This is a genomic window from Cellulomonas sp. APG4 (genome assembly GCF_009996735.1).
In the GTDB taxonomy this organism is placed as follows: domain Bacteria; phylum Actinomycetota; class Actinomycetes; order Actinomycetales; family Cellulomonadaceae; genus Actinotalea.
Genome location: NZ_JAACYI010000002.1, coordinates 110,703 through 124,454, shown reverse-complemented (window position 1 = coordinate 124,454; position 13,752 = coordinate 110,703). Strand labels below are relative to the sequence as shown.

At 74.1% G+C, this 13,752-nt stretch carries 13 protein-coding genes; 9 read left to right on the top strand and 4 right to left on the bottom strand.

Going from position 1 to position 13,752, the window contains the following annotated elements; all coding sequences use genetic code 11:
• The first annotated feature begins 70 nt into the window (after window positions 1–70).
• From ald to GXB85_RS02640, 5 genes are all read left to right on the top strand, one after another.
• Window positions 71–1,204: an alanine dehydrogenase gene (gene ald / locus GXB85_RS02660; RefSeq protein ID WP_161916086.1), complete on the top strand. Its 1,134-nt coding sequence runs from the start codon at window positions 71–73 to the stop codon at window positions 1,202–1,204.
• Between the two features lie 59 nt (window positions 1,205–1,263).
• A complete protein-coding gene (locus tag GXB85_RS02655) occupies window positions 1,264–1,929 on the top strand; it encodes a GNAT family N-acetyltransferase (RefSeq protein ID WP_161916085.1) in 666 nt (221 codons plus the stop codon).
• A 4-nt stretch (window positions 1,930–1,933) separates the two neighbouring features.
• The gene (locus tag GXB85_RS02650; RefSeq protein ID WP_161916084.1) at window positions 1,934–4,006 is read left to right on the top strand and encodes a M3 family metallopeptidase; all 2,073 of its coding nucleotides are present in this window, start codon (window positions 1,934–1,936) and stop codon (window positions 4,004–4,006) included.
• A 63-nt stretch (window positions 4,007–4,069) separates the two neighbouring features.
• Window positions 4,070–5,401, top strand: coding sequence for a M20/M25/M40 family metallo-hydrolase (locus GXB85_RS02645; RefSeq protein WP_161916083.1), 1,332 nt, complete (start codon window positions 4,070–4,072; stop codon window positions 5,399–5,401).
• A gap of 121 nt (window positions 5,402–5,522) precedes the next feature.
• Complete coding sequence (locus GXB85_RS02640; RefSeq protein WP_161916082.1) at window positions 5,523–7,142, top strand: methyl-accepting chemotaxis protein; 1,620 nt, start codon at window positions 5,523–5,525, stop codon at window positions 7,140–7,142.
• 44 nt (window positions 7,143–7,186) lie between these two features.
• Here GXB85_RS02640 and GXB85_RS02635 read toward each other — a convergent pair whose 3' ends face one another.
• Complete coding sequence (locus GXB85_RS02635) at window positions 7,187–7,435, bottom strand: DUF5703 family protein (RefSeq protein WP_161916081.1); 249 nt, start codon at window positions 7,433–7,435, stop codon at window positions 7,187–7,189.
• A 75-nt stretch (window positions 7,436–7,510) separates the two neighbouring features.
• On the opposite strand from GXB85_RS02635, the gene GXB85_RS02630 reads away from it, so the two are divergent.
• On the top strand, window positions 7,511–7,807 hold the full coding sequence (locus GXB85_RS02630) for a primosomal protein (protein ID WP_161916080.1): 297 nt from the start codon (window positions 7,511–7,513) through the stop codon (window positions 7,805–7,807).
• An 80-nt stretch (window positions 7,808–7,887) separates the two neighbouring features.
• Here GXB85_RS02630 and GXB85_RS02625 read toward each other — a convergent pair whose 3' ends face one another.
• Window positions 7,888–8,850, bottom strand: coding sequence for an aldo/keto reductase (locus tag GXB85_RS02625; protein ID WP_161916079.1), 963 nt, complete (start codon window positions 8,848–8,850; stop codon window positions 7,888–7,890).
• A 100-nt stretch (window positions 8,851–8,950) separates the two neighbouring features.
• On the opposite strand from GXB85_RS02625, the gene GXB85_RS02620 reads away from it, so the two are divergent.
• Window positions 8,951–9,823, top strand: coding sequence for an undecaprenyl-diphosphate phosphatase (locus GXB85_RS02620; RefSeq protein WP_161916078.1), 873 nt, complete (start codon window positions 8,951–8,953; stop codon window positions 9,821–9,823).
• Between the two features lie 10 nt (window positions 9,824–9,833).
• Here the strand turns inward: GXB85_RS02620 and GXB85_RS02615 are convergent, their stop codons facing one another.
• Window positions 9,834–10,787: a CorA family divalent cation transporter gene (locus GXB85_RS02615; protein WP_161916077.1), complete on the bottom strand. Its 954-nt coding sequence runs from the start codon at window positions 10,785–10,787 to the stop codon at window positions 9,834–9,836.
• Between the two features lie 103 nt (window positions 10,788–10,890).
• On the opposite strand from GXB85_RS02615, the gene mshC reads away from it, so the two are divergent.
• Window positions 10,891–12,150, top strand: coding sequence for a cysteine--1-D-myo-inosityl 2-amino-2-deoxy-alpha-D-glucopyranoside ligase (gene mshC / locus GXB85_RS02610; RefSeq protein WP_161916076.1), 1,260 nt, complete (start codon window positions 10,891–10,893; stop codon window positions 12,148–12,150).
• Window positions 12,151–12,163: 13 nt separating this feature from the next.
• On the opposite strand, the gene GXB85_RS02605 is transcribed toward mshC, so the two are convergent.
• Window positions 12,164–13,021 (bottom strand): PAC2 family protein, encoded by an 858-nt coding sequence (locus tag GXB85_RS02605; protein ID WP_161916075.1) that lies wholly within the window; start codon window positions 13,019–13,021, stop codon window positions 12,164–12,166.
• Window positions 13,022–13,104: 83 nt separating this feature from the next.
• Between GXB85_RS02605 and GXB85_RS02600 the strand changes: the two genes are divergently transcribed.
• Window positions 13,105–13,752 (top strand): hypothetical protein, encoded by a 648-nt coding sequence (locus GXB85_RS02600; RefSeq protein WP_161916074.1) that lies wholly within the window; start codon window positions 13,105–13,107, stop codon window positions 13,750–13,752.

The window sequence follows — 13,752 nt, the reverse complement described above, 5'->3', positions numbered from 1 at the left end:
ACGCGCGAAAGGGGCTGTCGCGCGCCGCTGCGACGTGGGATTCTCGCAGCACGGCGACGGAGGAGGCAGCATGCGGGTCGGGGTCCCCAGCGAGGTCAAGAACCACGAGTACCGCGTCGCGCTGACGCCCGCGGGCGTCCATGCGCTCGTCGCCGCTGGTCACGAGGTGCTCGTGCAGGCCGGGGCCGGGGTCGGCTCGGGCATCGGGGACGACGCGTACGTCGCGGCGGGTGCCCACGTGGTGGCCACGGCCGCCGACGCCTGGGCCGCACCGATGGTCTGCAAGGTCAAGGAGCCCGTCGCCGAGGAGTACCCGTACCTGCGGCGCGACCAGCTGCTGTTCACCTTCCTGCACCTGGCCGCGAGCAGGGCCTGCACCGACGCGCTCCTGACCGCGGGTACCACGGCGATCGCCTACGAGACGGTCGAGCGCGACGACGGCGCGCTCCCGCTGCTCGCGCCCATGAGCGAGGTCGCCGGTCGACTCGCGACGCAGGTGGGCGCATACCACCTGCTGCGCAGCGAAGGGGGCCGGGGCGTGCTCCCGGGCGGGGTCCCGGGGGTGCCGCCGGCGTCGGTCGTGGTGATCGGTGGTGGTGTGGCGGGCCGGCACGCGACCGACATCGCCGTCGGGCTGCGCGCCGACGTGACGGTCCTCGACGTGAACGTGCCCCGCCTGCGCGAGCTCGACGCGGCCTACGGAGGGCGCGTGCGCACGCTCGCGTCGAGCGCGTGGGCGGTCGAGGAGGCCGTGGCAGGCGCCGACCTCGTGGTGGGCGCGGTCCTGGTGCCCGGGCGGCGTGCGCCCACGCTCGTGCCCGACGACCTCGTGGCGCGCATGCGCCCGGGTGCGGTGCTGGTCGACATCGCCGTGGACCAGGGAGGCTGCTTCGAGAGCACCCGACCGACGACGCACGACGAGCCGACCTTCCGCGTGCACGAGGCGATCTTCTACTGCGTCGCGAACATGCCCGGGATCGTCCCGGTGACCTCGACGCACGCGCTCACCGCGGTGACCCTGCCGTACGTCCTCGCGCTCGCGGAGCACGGGTGGCGGGACGCGGTGCTCGCCGACCGCGGTCTCGCGCGCGGGCTCACGACGCACGACGGCGCGCTGCTGCACGCGGGGGTCGCCGACGCGCACGGCCTGACGGTCACCGGGTTCGACGACGTGCTGGGGCGGGGCGACGCCGGGCGACGGTGACGGCGGGCCCGGGCGGAAAGGCCGGGTCCGCCGTCGTCGGCGGCGTCTAGGGTGCCGGGATGCACACCCTCCGGGACGACGTCGTCGTCCTCACGCCGCCCACGCTCGACGACGTCGACGACATCACCCTCGCGTGCCAGGACGCCGAGATCCGCGAGTGGACGACCGTGCCCAGCCCGTACCTGCGTGAGCACGCGGTCGGGTTCGTCACCCACATGATCGAACCGGGCTGGGCCACGGGAAGCGACCTGGTCTGGGCGGTCCGCGTCGACGGACGGCTCATGGGCGCGATCGGCCTGCACGGGATCGCCGAGGGCTCGGGCGAGATCGGCTACTGGCTCGCCCCGTGGGGCAGGCGTCAGGGCCTGCTCGGCCGCGCCGTGGGCCTGGTGCTGGACCATGCGTTCGACCCGGCCGGGGTGGGGCTGCTGCGGGTCACGTGGCACGCCTACGTGGGGAACTGGCCGTCCTTGCGGGTCGCGTGGCGCGCGGGCTTCGAGATCGAGGGCGTCTCGCGTCTCGACGGCGTCCAGCGCGGCGTACGACGCGACTCGTGGCGCGGGACGCTGCTGCGGCACGACCCACGCGCGCCGCGCGCGCCGTGGCCCGACGAGGCACCGGTCGAGCTGCGTGCCGTGGTGCCGCAGGTGCGCGGCATGCCCGTGCCCGTGCGCCTCAGCCCACCTGCGGATTCGACATCCGCACCGGCGGGCGGGGAAGGATGAGGCCATGACGTCGACCACCCTGGACCCCGCCAACCCGTTCGCCCGACGTTCGGAGCTGCCGTACGGCCTTCCCGACTTCACCGTCATCGCCGACGAGCACTACCTGCCGGCGTTCGAGGCCGGGATGGTCGAGGAGCTCGCCGAGGTCGACGCGATCCTGGCCGACCCGGCTCCGCCGACCGAGGAGAACACCCTGGTCGCCCTCGAGCGTTCGGGCGCGTTGCTGCACCGCGTCGCGACGGTCTTCTTCAACCGGACGAGCGCGGACAGCAGTCCCGCGCTCGACGAGCTCGAGGAGCAGCTGGCACCCAGGCTCGCGGCCCACGAGGACGCGATCCTCCTGGATCCCCGGCTGCACGCGCGGCTCGAGGCGCTCGCGGCACGGGTCGACTCGGGCGAGGTCTCGCTCGCGGCCGACGCGGCCTGGTTGCTGCACACGTTGCGTCGCGACGTCGCGCGGGCGGGTGCGGCTCTCGACCCGGTCGCGCAGGCGCAGGTGCGCGACCTCAACGCGCGGATCACGACGCTCGAGTCGCGGTTCGGCCGTCAGCTGCTCGCCGAGTCGAACGCCTCCGCGGTGCTCGTCGAGGACGAGGCCGAGCTCGAGGGCCTGGGCGGCGAGCAGGTGGCGGCCGCGCGTCAGGCGGCCGCCGACCGCGGGCACGAGCACGGCTGGCTGATCGAGCTCACGCTCTTCAGCTCCCAGCCGGTGCTGGGCGCGCTGCGGCGACGCGACGTGCGGCGGCGCGTGCACGAGGCGTCCGTGGGACGTGGGGCGCGTGGTGGGGAGCACGACACCCGCGCGACGCTGCTCGAGCTCGCGCGTCTGCGCGCCGAGCGCGCGCGGCTGCTCGGGTACGAGCACCACGCGGCGTACGTCGCCGAGGACGCGACGGCACGCACGACGGCGGCCGTCGCGAGCATGCTCGCCCGGCTCGCGCCCGCGGCGGCCGCGAACGCGCGCCGCGAGGCCGCGGACCTCGAGGGTGCGCTGCAGGCCGACGAGCCAGGCGCGACGCTCGAGGCCTGGGACTGGCCCTACTACGCCGAGCGGGTGCGCGCCGAGCGCTACTCCCTCGACGACGCCGCGCTGCGGCCCTACCTCGAGCTCGAGCGCGTGGTGCACGACGGTGTCTTCCATGCGGCGAACCGGCTCTACGGCCTGACGTTCGCCGAGCGCGTCGATCTCGTGGGCTACCACCCCGACGTGCGCGTGTTCGAGGTGCGCGATGCAGGTGGCGGTCCGCTCGGCCTCTTCCTCGCGGACTGGTACACGCGTGAGTCCAAGCGCGGCGGCGCGTGGATGAACAACCTCGTCGACCAGAGCCGGCTGCTGGACGACCTGCCGGTCGTGGTCAACAACCTCAACATCCCCAAGCCGCCCGCCGGGGAGCCCACCCTGCTCACCTGGGACGAGGTGATCACCGCGTTCCACGAGTTCGGGCACGCGCTGCACGGGCTGCTGTCGGACGTGCGCCTGCCGTCGCAGTCGGGCACCGAGGTGCCCCGGGACTTCGTCGAGTACCCGTCGCAGGTCAACGAGATGTGGGCGTGGGAGCCGTCGGTGCTCGAGCGCTACGCGGTGCACCACGCGACAGGAGAGCCCATGCCGCGGGCCTGGATCGAGACGATGCTCGCCTCGCGCCAGTTCAACGAGGGCTTCGCGACGACCGAGTACCTCGCGGCGGCGATCCTCGACCAGGCGTGGCACACGCTCACGCCCGAGGAGGTGCCCACGGACGTGGCCGAGGTCGAGGCGTTCGAGGCACGGGCGCTCGAGGCGGCGGGCATCGCGGTGCACGCCGTGGCCCCGCGGTACCGGACGAGCTACTTCAACCACGTGTTCGGCGGCGGGTACGCGGCGGCGTACTACTCCTACATCTGGTCCGAGGTGCTCGACGCCGACACGGTCGAGTGGTTCGCCGAGAACGGCGGCCTGCGCCGCGAGAACGGGGACCGCTTCCGGACGGCGCTGCTCTCGCGCGGCGGGACCCGTGACGTCCTCGACTTCTTCCGCGACCTGCGCGGACGCGACCCCGAGATCGCGCCCCTGCTCGCCCGGCGCGGGCTCGCCTGAGCTCGCGACCGTGGGGCCCGTCCTGCGGGCGTGCCCACGCTCGGCGGCAGGTAGCGTGGCCGCATGTCTGCTCCTGCTCACCAGCCCGCCGTGACCGCCGAGGACGAGGTCGTCCGCCTCTGCCAGGACCTCCTGCGGATCGACACCTCCAACTTCGGCGACGGCAGCGGACCGGGGGAGCGGGCGGCCGCCGAGTACGTGATGGCCGCCCTCGAGGAGGTCGGCCTGAGCCCCGAGCTGTTCGAGAGCGCCCCGGGCCGGGCGAACGTCGTCGTCCGACTGCCCGGTCAGGACCCGACCCGCGACGCCCTGGTGCTCCACGGGCACCTCGACGTGGTGCCCGCAGCAGCCGCCGACTGGAGCGTGGACCCCTTCGGCGGTGAGGAGCGTGACGGCCTGCTCTGGGGGCGCGGCGCCGTCGACATGAAGGACATGGACGCGATGATCCTGGCCGTCGTGCGCCAGATGGCGCGCGAGGGACGCCGGCCCGCGCGCGACGTCGTCGTCGCGTTCTTCGCCGACGAGGAGGCGGGCGGCGCGTACGGGGCGCGCTGGGCCGTCGACCACCGCCCCGAGCTCTTCGAGGGTGCCACCGAGGCCATCAGCGAGGTGGGCGGGTTCTCCGTCGACGTGGGCGGACGCCGCGCCTACCTGCTCCAGACCGCCGAGAAGGGGATCGGCTGGCTGCGCCTGGTGGCCGAGGGACGTGCCGGGCACGGGTCGCAGGTGAACACCGACAACGCGGTGACCGAGCTCGCCGCCGCGGTCGCCCGCATCGGCGAGCACCGGTGGCCGCTCCAGATGACGCCGACCGTGCGCGCGCTCCTCGACGGGGTCGCCGACCTCACGGGGCTTCCCTTCGACCCCGAGGACGAGGAAGGCGTCGATCGGCTGGTCGAGGCGCTCGGCCCGGCCGCCCGGTTCGTCGGCGCGACCATCCGCAACACCGCCAACCCCACGCAGCTCACCGCCGGCTACAAGGCGAACGTGATCCCCGGGGCCGCCGAGGCCGTGGTCGACACGCGCTTCCTGCCCGGCTACGAGGAGGACGCCCTCGCGACCCTCAAGCGGCTCGCGGGTGACCGCGTGTCGATCGAGGACGTGCACCGCGACGTCGCCCTCGAGGTGCCCTTCACCGGCGACCTGGTGGACGCGATGGTCGCCGCGCTCCACGCGGAGGAGCCCGACGCCGTGGTGCTGCCGTACACGCTCTCGGGCGGCACCGACAACAAGTCCCTCTCGCGGCTCGGCATCACCGGCTACGGCTTCGCGCCACTGCGCCTGCCCGCGAGCCTCGACTTCTCCGCGATGTTCCACGGGGTCGACGAGCGCGTCCCGGTGGACTCGCTGCGGTTCGGCGTCCGGGTGCTCGACAGGCTCCTCGCCTCCTGCTGAGCACGGCCGCACGGGACCCTCGCACACGCCTCGTCGCGAACTCCTCACGAACGTGGTGAGCCTGCCGAACTGACAGCGGGGCGGTGGGCACACCGGTGCGAGAGCGAAGGAGCACGTGTTCATGTCTGACGAGGCCGACGCGCGTCGATCCCCCCGCAGCTGGTCCGACCTGTCGGTGCGGTGGCAGGTGCTCATCGTGCTCGGCGCGATGATGCTGGTCACCGCCATGACCCTGGTGACGGCGAGCTCGGGCCTGCGGCAGACCGCCGCGACGGCCGGCGACCTGTACTCGCGCAACGTCCAGGGCACCTACCTGGCCGGCGAGATGAAGTCCCAGATGGTCCTCGCCCGGTACAACGCGGTCAGCGGTGGCCACGCGGCCGACCCGGCCGCCGCCCAGGAGTTCAACGCCGCGCGCGACGCGGCGCTCGCCCAGATCGGGGTGCTCGCCGAGCAGTACCTCGCCGAGGCCGAGCCGACGCCCGAGCAGGTCGGCGTGCTCGAGACCATCCGCGACGACGTGGCCGCGTACGCCGACGCGATCGCCGAGACCGACCGACTCATGGCCGAGGGGCGTGCCGCGGACCGCGACGAGCTCGTCAGCTCGACCGTCGCGCCGCTGGGGCGCCAGGTGGCCGAGGCCCTCGACCAGATCGCCCAGCTGCAGGTGGAGGACTCCGCGGCAGCCGCCGCCGACGTGGCGTCCCAGAGCTCGCGCACCCAGCTGGTCTCGGCCGGCGCGGGGGTGCTCGGCGTGCTCGTGTCGGTCGCCCTCGCACTCGCCTTCGCGCAGTCGCTGGCCCGCCGGCTCGGCGTCCTGGCCTCGACCGCGCAGCACCTGTCCGCAGGAGACCTCACGGCGGCCTCCGGGCTGCGGCAGCGTGACGAGGTCGGGAAGGTCGGGCTCGCGCTCGACGCAGCGGTCGCGCGTGTGCGCGAGCTGTTGACCGGCGTCGACGGGGTGCTGCGCGAGGTGGCGGACTCTGCTGCGGACCTCTCCCGCTCCCAGGGCGACGTGGCCGCGAGCTCGGAGCAGACCTCGGCCCAGGCGGGCGTGGTCGCCTCGGCAGCCGGTGAGGTGTCGCGCAACGTCCAGACGGTCGCAGCAGGTGCGGAGCAGATGGGGGCGTCGATCCGGGAGATCGCCCAGAACGCCAACGAGGCCGCGAAGGTCGCCGGCGAGGCGACCGGTGTGGCTCAGGAGACCACCGCGTCGGTGGCGCGCCTGGGTGCGAGCTCCGCCGAGATCGGCAACGTGATCAAGGTCATCACGCAGATCGCCGAGCAGACGAACCTGCTGGCGCTCAACGCGACGATCGAGGCAGCGCGTGCCGGTGAGGCGGGCAAGGGCTTCGCGGTGGTCGCCGGCGAGGTCAAGGAGCTGGCGCAGGAGACCGCGAAGGCCACCGAGGACATCGCACGTCGGGTGGAGGCCATCCAGGGCGACACCACCGAGGCCGTCGCCGCGATCGAGCGGATCAGCGCGATCATCGCGCAGGTCAACGACTACCAGCTCACGATCGCGTCGGCCGTGGAGGAGCAGACCGCGACGACCAACGAGATGTCGAGGGGAGTGGCCGACGCGGCGTCGGGCACGGGAGAGATCGCCGCGAACATCTCCGGGGTCGCGGACGCGTCGAACGAGGCCAACCGCGTGCTCACCGAGCTCCAGGGCTCGGTGGTCCGCCTGTCGACGCTCACGACGGACCTCGGGGACAAGCTCCGGGCCTTCACCTTCTGACGCCGCGGGAACCGCGGGCCCTCACCTCGCGGGTGGCCGCGACGCTAGAGCGTGCTGCGTACGCGGATGATCTTGCGTCGCAACCAGACGCGTCGCTCGCCACCCGCGTACAGGCGGGTACGGGCGAGCTCCCAGCGGCCGTACTCTGCCTCGTCGGTCAGCAGACGGCGGGCGTCCGAGCGGCTCGTCGTGCGTCCGATCGTGAGCATGCGGTACTCGTACTGCCCGCCCTCGCTGCGCCATCCCTCACGGGCGGGGCGCGTCGTCGTCCCGCCGTTCCTCCGGTCACCCAACCCGCATACCTCCTCGACGGCCGACGGTCGGCAGATCGAGTGCCATTGTGCACGCACCGGCGCTACGGTCAGGTCATGACCGTTGACCCGCGTGCCGCCCTCGACCGCCTGCTCGCCGCGCTCGAGGCCCACCACCAGGCGGTGAGCACGCGCCGTACCGATGACGACCCGGCGGTCGACGACGCCTACGACGTGCTCGCCGACGCGTTCGAGGTGTACGACGACGCGCTCGTGCGTGTCCACGGCGAGACCCTCCCGTTCTACCTCGCGGACGACGAGACGGACGACGACGAGGGCGAGGACGACGACGTCGACGAGGACGACCTGGACGACGACGACCTGCTGGACGGCACCGAGCTCGACGACGACTGACCTCGTGCGCCGCGTGCGGCGCGGTGCGGGTCGGCGGACATGGCGGGGGTGCGGTGGTGCGTCCGGATCGCGGTGCGGCGTCAGCGCCGCTCGGGGTAGCCCGACGGCGGTGCGCTCACCTCGTCGAGCGCCGCCACGATCGCCTCGGGCAGCGCGAGGTCGAGGTCGAGGGCGGCCGTGAGCTGGTGCGCCGTGCGCGCGCCGACGATCGCCGACGCGACCGCCTCTCGTCCGAGCACCCACGCGAGGGCGACCTCGAGCGGCGAGCGGCCGAGCCCGTCGGCCGCCGTGACGAGCGCCTCGACCACCGGCAGCGACGTGCGGCCCAGGTAGGGCTCGACGAACCCGGCGAGGTGGGCCGACGCCGCGCGGGAGTCCGCGGGGACCGAGCGCCGGTACTTGCCGGTGAGCACGCCCCGCCCGAGCGGCGACCACGCGAGGAGGCCCGCGCCCAGCTCGCTCACGGCCGGGACCACCTCGCGCTCGACGCCGCGCTGCAGGAGCGAGTACTCGACCTCGACCGCGGCGAGGCCCGGCCCGGGCAGGCCGAGCCGGGCTGACGCGTAGGCGGTCTGCCAGCCGCCGTGGTTCGAGAGCCCCACGTAGCGCGCGCGCCCGGAGTCGACCGCACGTCGCAGGGCGTCGAGCGTCTCGTCGAGGGGTGTGCGCGGGTCCGGGCTCTGCACGAGCCACAGGTCGACCCGATCGGTGCCCAGGCGCGTCAGCGACGCGTCGAGGGCGTCGAGCAGGGCCCCCCGCGACGCGTCGACCACCCCGCCACGGTCGGTGAGCCGGACTCCCGACTTGGTGCACAGGACGACGTCGTCGCGGTCCACGACGGGGCCGAGGAGCGAGCCGATCAGGCGCTCGGCGTCGCCGTCGGCGTACGAGCCCGCCGTGTCGACGAGCGACCCGCCCGCCTCGGCGAACGCCTTGAGCTGGGCTGCGGCCTCGTGCTCGTCGGTGTCCCGTCCCCAGGTCAGGGTCCCGAGCCCGAGGGCCGACACCCGCAGGCCGGTGCGCCCGACACGTCGCTGCTCCATGGCTGTGCAGGCTACCGGGGTGCGCGTCCCCGGCCCGGGTGCGCGCGCGGCGCGCCACGTGCGTCCTCGGACGTCGTCGTGCGCCGGTAACCTTCGCGGCATGACGTGGTGGGAAGCGGTCGTCCTCGGCCTGGTCCAGGGCCTCACCGAGTTCCTCCCGGTGTCCTCGAGCGCGCACCTGCGGATCGTCGGCGAGCTGCTGGGTGGCGGAGATCCCGGCGCCGCGTTCACGGCGATCACCCAGATCGGTACCGAGACCGCCGTGCTCCTGTACTTCCGGCGCGACATCGCGCGGATCTGCGTCGCGTGGTGGCAGGCCCTGCGCGGTGACCACGGCGACGGCTGGCGCGCACGGATGGGCCAGGCCGACCCCGACGCGCGCATGGCGTGGTGGATCGCGCTCGGGAGCGTGCCGATCGTCGTGCTCGGGCTCGCGTTCGAGGACTCGATCAAGGGCCCGTTCCGCAACCTGTATCTCGTCGCCCTGAGCCTCGCCGTGTTCGCCGTCGCGCTCGGCGTCGCGGACCGGGCGGGCGCCAAGCGGCGCCGGCTCGACGAGCTCACCCCGCGCCACGCGGTGCTGTTCGGGTTCGCCCAGGCGATGGCGCTCGTCCCCGGCGTCTCGCGCTCCGGGGGCACCATCACCGCAGGCCTCCTCATGGGCTACACGCGCGAGGCCGCCGCGCGGTACTCGTTCCTCCTCGCGATCCCGGCGGTGCTCGGCTCGGGGCTCCAGCAGCTCGTCACGAGCATCGGTGACTTCGGCGAGCCCGGCACCCCCGGGCTCGGTGCGACGGTCCTGGCCACCGCCATCGCTTTCGTCGTGGGCTACCTCGTGATCATCGCGTTCCTGCGGATCGTCTCGGCGTACAGCTACCAGCCGTTCGTCCTGTACCGCATCGGGCTCGCGACCGTCGTCGTCGTGCTGCTCTGGCTGGGCGTGCTCGAGCCCTTCGGCTCCACCACGGGGTGAGGCCGCTACCTCACAGCCAGCCGGAGCGCGTGAAGAGCCGGTGCAGCAGGACCGAGACGCCGAGCATCGCAAGGAGCACCACCGGATAGCCCCAGGGTTGCGCGAGCTCAGGCATGTGCCGGAAGTTCATCCCGTACACGCTCGCGACCAGCGTGGGCGCCGCGGCGATCGCCGCCCAGGCCGAGATGCGGCGCACGTCGTCGTTCTGGCGCACCGACACCATGGCCAGGTGGGCCTGCAGGAGGTCCGCGAGGAGGGCGTCGTGCGCATCGAGCCTGCGGTCGAGACGGTCGACGACGACCACGAGCCGGCGGGCCCAGGCGTCCTCGGGTCGCGTTCCCGCCGGGTCGGCCACCAGGTCCGCGATCTCGGCGCCCACGGGCAGCAGGCCGCGACGCGCCTCCGCGATCTCGCGCTTGAGCGCGTACACCCGGCCCACGTGCCTCGCCTCGGTCGTCGAGAAGACCGCCCGCTCGAGGTCCTCGACGTCCTGCGCCAGCGCGTCCTCGACGTCGGCGGCCGCACCGACCAGCACCGCGAGGAGCGACGAGAGCACGCCGCCCGTCAGCGCGTCCGGCTCGGGTCCCGGAGCCCGCAGGCGTGCCTCGAGCGCCTCGAGCGCGGCGGCCTGGCCTGTCTCGTACGTCAGCGTCGTGGCCCCCACGACGACGCAGGTGACCTCGCCGGTGAGGACGTCGGACCCGGCCTCGACGTACGTGAGCGTCGGGGCGCGCAGGAGCACGCCGTCCGCCAGGTGCTCGACATGGGGCCGGGCCCGGTGCGTCGTGCCAGCGCGTCCCGCGGCCGGCTGAGGTCGAGCGTCCACCCCACGGCCCAGGGCGGCGTCGGCGAACGCGGCGGCGTCCCGGAAGCGGACCCACGTCCGGACGTCGCCGTCCTGCCCGGTGCCGGGCCTCCAGCCGTCGGCGCCCAGGTGCCAGATGACCGACCCGTCGTGTGCCACCCCCTCAGTGTGGCCCTGCGGCCCGCACGGGCGTGCCCGGCTGCGGCCGCGGCCTCGCCCGGATCGGTTCGAGCGGGCTCCTACGGTGGCCTAGGCTGCCGACGTGCGTACCTGGCCAGCCCCCCACGTCCCCGCCGTCCCCGGGCAGGGGGGAGACGTCAAGGTGGTCGACAGCACCACCGGTGAGCTCGTCGTCGCCGCCACGGGAGGCCGTGCCGGGCTGTACGTGTGCGGCATCACGCCCTACGACGCGACCCACCTGGGCCACGCGGCGACCTACATCGCATTCGACCTGCTGCACCGTGCGTGGCTCGACGCGGGGCTCGAGGTGCACTACGTGTCGAACGTCACGGACGTCGACGACCCGCTGCTCGAGCGCGCGACCCAGACCGGTCAGGACTGGGAGCGCCTCGCAGCCGACCAGACCCAGCTGTTCGCCGAGGACATGACCGCGCTCGGCGTCCTGCCGCCGCACACGTACCTCGGGGCCGTCGAGACGATCCCGACGATCGCGACCACCGTGGGCGCCCTGCTCGAGCGAGGCTTGGCCTACCGCGTGCCGGTCGAGGCCGGGGCGGGGGGCGACCGTCCCGACCTCGGTGACGTCTACGCGGACATCTCGGCCGACCCGCACTTCGGCGCCGTCGCGGGTCTCGACCACGACCAGACGGTCGCGCTGTTCGCCGAGCGCGGGGGAGACCCCGACCGCCCGGGCAAGCGTGACCCGCTGGACCCCGCCCTGTGGCGCCGCGAGCGCCCGGGTGAGCCGGCCTGGGACGGCGGGGGCCTCGGCACCGGGCGACCCGGCTGGCACATCGAGTGCACGGTGATCGCCCAGGCCGCTCTCGGTCCGGAGTTCGACGTGCAGGGTGGCGGGCGTGACCTCTGCTTCCCGCACCACGAGATGAGCACCGCGCACGCCCGGGCCCTCGGGGGCGCCGGGGCACGCGTCCACGTGCACACCGGGATGGTGGGGCTGGGCGGCGAGAAGATGAGCAAGTCGCTCGGCAACCTCGTGCTCGTCTCGCGGCTGCGAGCCGACGGCGTCGACCCCATGGCGGTGCGCCTCGCCGTCCTCGCGCACCACTACCGCACGGACTGGGACTGGGACGACGACGTGCTCGCGACCGCGACCGCGCGGCTCGAGCGGTGGCGGCGAGCGCTGTCGGGCAACGACGGCCCCGACCCCGACTCGACCGTGGCGGCCGTGCGAACGGCCCTCGCGGCCGACCTCGACGCACCCGCGGCCCTGCGTGCCGTCGACAGCTGGGCCGACGCGGCCCTGAGCGTCGGAGGGCACGTCGAAGGCGCTCCGGGTGTCGTCGCGCGCGCGATCGACGCGCTGCTCGGGATCCGCCTCTAGCCGACCGGGCGGCTCAGGACGCGCCGGGCCCGGGGTCGCGTCGCCGCAGGTAGCGCTCGAACTCGCGTGCGATCGCCTCGCCCGACGCCTCGGGCAGCTCGGCCGTGTCCTTGGCCTCCTCGAGCGCCGCGACGTACTCCGCGATCTCGGTGTCCTCCGCCGCGAGCTCGTCGACGCCGTGCTGCCACGCCTCGGCGTCGTCCTGGAGCTCGCCCAGGGGCACGGGCTCGCCGAGCAGCTCCTCGAGGCGCTGCAGCAGCGCGAGGGTCGCCTTGGGCGACGGCGGATGTGCGACGTAGTGCGGCACGGCGCCCCACACGGACAGCGCCCGCATCCCGCGACGGGCGGCCTCGTGACCGAGCACCCCGACGATCCCGGTGGGCCCCTCGTAGGTGCTCGCGTCCAGCCGTAACGTCGCCTGGACCGCGGGGTCCTCGGCGGTGGCCGTCACCGGGATCGGACGCGTGTGCGGCACGTCGGCGAGCAGCGCGCCGACGGTGACCACGGTGCGCACGCCGAGCCTCTCGGCCGCGTCGAGAAGCTCCGCGCAGTAGCGCCGCCAGCGCATCGAGGGCTCGATGCCGTGGACGAGCACCACGCGTTCCTCGTCGACCGGCCGGTCCGCGACCGCGATCGAGGTCGACGGCCAGGTGATCGTCCGGACTCCGTCCTCGCCCACGGCCACGGTGGGTCGGTTGACCTGGAAGTCGTGGTAGTCCTCGGGGTCGAGCTCGTCGACGACCTCGGCGCCCCACATCTCGTGCAGGTGCACCAGGGCCTGGGTCGCGGCGCCCCCCGCGTCGTTCCACCCCTCGAACGCTGCCAGCATGACCGGTCCCGTGAGGGGGCTCGCACCGAGTGCCTCGCTCATGCGGCCAGCCTAGGCGCTCCCCGCCAGGTGGCCGGTGAGCGGGCGAGCCGCCGCGAGCCGCGGTGCTGGCACACTCCTGCTCCGTGACGCGCCCCCGACGCCTGAGCGACGCCGAGCGCGCGCGCCGCCGGGAGCTGCGTTCTCAGCGTCGTGCCGAGCGGCTCTTCGCCGCGGACCCGCAGGTGACCATGCGCTCGGTGCGCCGCGCCCGCACGGCGTTCGGAGTGGCTCTGGCCGGGCTGGCGGTCGGGACCGTCGGTGCGTGGTGGTTCGCGTCGTCGGCGCCCACCGAGGAGCTCCGCTGGGGGCTCGGCCTCGGCGGGCGCCACAGCGGCGGGATCGTGCTCGACGTACTCGTGTCGCCCGGGCACCTCGTTCCGCTCGCCGCGGTCGTCACCGGCCTGCCGGTCGTGGTCGCGCTCGTCGGGCTGTGGCGCACACCGGCCACCGCCCGCCCCGGGCGGCGCGCCGCGACGTCCACGTCCGTCTGGTCCTGGGTCGGGGCCGTGCTCGCGCTCGGCGCGGCACCGAACGTGCTGGGCTGCTACGCGGTGTCGCACGTCCCGGGCCGCTGGCACGACCTGATGCTGCTGCCGATGCTGTGGCCGCAGCTCAGCTTCTTCTTCCTCTTCTACGGTGCTGCTGCCTGGGTGCTCACCGAGCGGCGGCGTCGGCGTGCCGGTCGCACGGGGGCTCGCAGCGGCGGACATCGTCGGGTGGGGCGCGCGTGA

Bases quoted from the DNA above. Each gene is read 5' to 3' on its own strand.
- ald (WP_161916086.1), top strand. From the start codon at position 71: ATGCGGGTCGGGGTCCCCAGCGAGGTCAAGAACCACGAGTACCGCGTC.
- GXB85_RS02655 (WP_161916085.1), top strand. From the start codon at position 1,264: ATGCACACCCTCCGGGACGACGTCGTCGTCCTCACGCCGCCCACGCTC.
- GXB85_RS02650 (WP_161916084.1), top strand. From the start codon at position 1,934: ATGACGTCGACCACCCTGGACCCCGCCAACCCGTTCGCCCGACGTTCG.
- GXB85_RS02645 (WP_161916083.1), top strand. From the start codon at position 4,070: ATGTCTGCTCCTGCTCACCAGCCCGCCGTGACCGCCGAGGACGAGGTC.
- GXB85_RS02640 (WP_161916082.1), top strand. From the start codon at position 5,523: ATGTCTGACGAGGCCGACGCGCGTCGATCCCCCCGCAGCTGGTCCGAC.
- GXB85_RS02630 (WP_161916080.1), top strand. From the start codon at position 7,511: ATGACCGTTGACCCGCGTGCCGCCCTCGACCGCCTGCTCGCCGCGCTC.
- GXB85_RS02625 (WP_161916079.1), bottom strand. From the start codon at position 8,850: ATGGAGCAGCGACGTGTCGGGCGCACCGGCCTGCGGGTGTCGGCCCTC.
- GXB85_RS02620 (WP_161916078.1), top strand. From the start codon at position 8,951: ATGACGTGGTGGGAAGCGGTCGTCCTCGGCCTGGTCCAGGGCCTCACC.
- GXB85_RS02605 (WP_161916075.1), bottom strand. From the start codon at position 13,021: ATGAGCGAGGCACTCGGTGCGAGCCCCCTCACGGGACCGGTCATGCTG.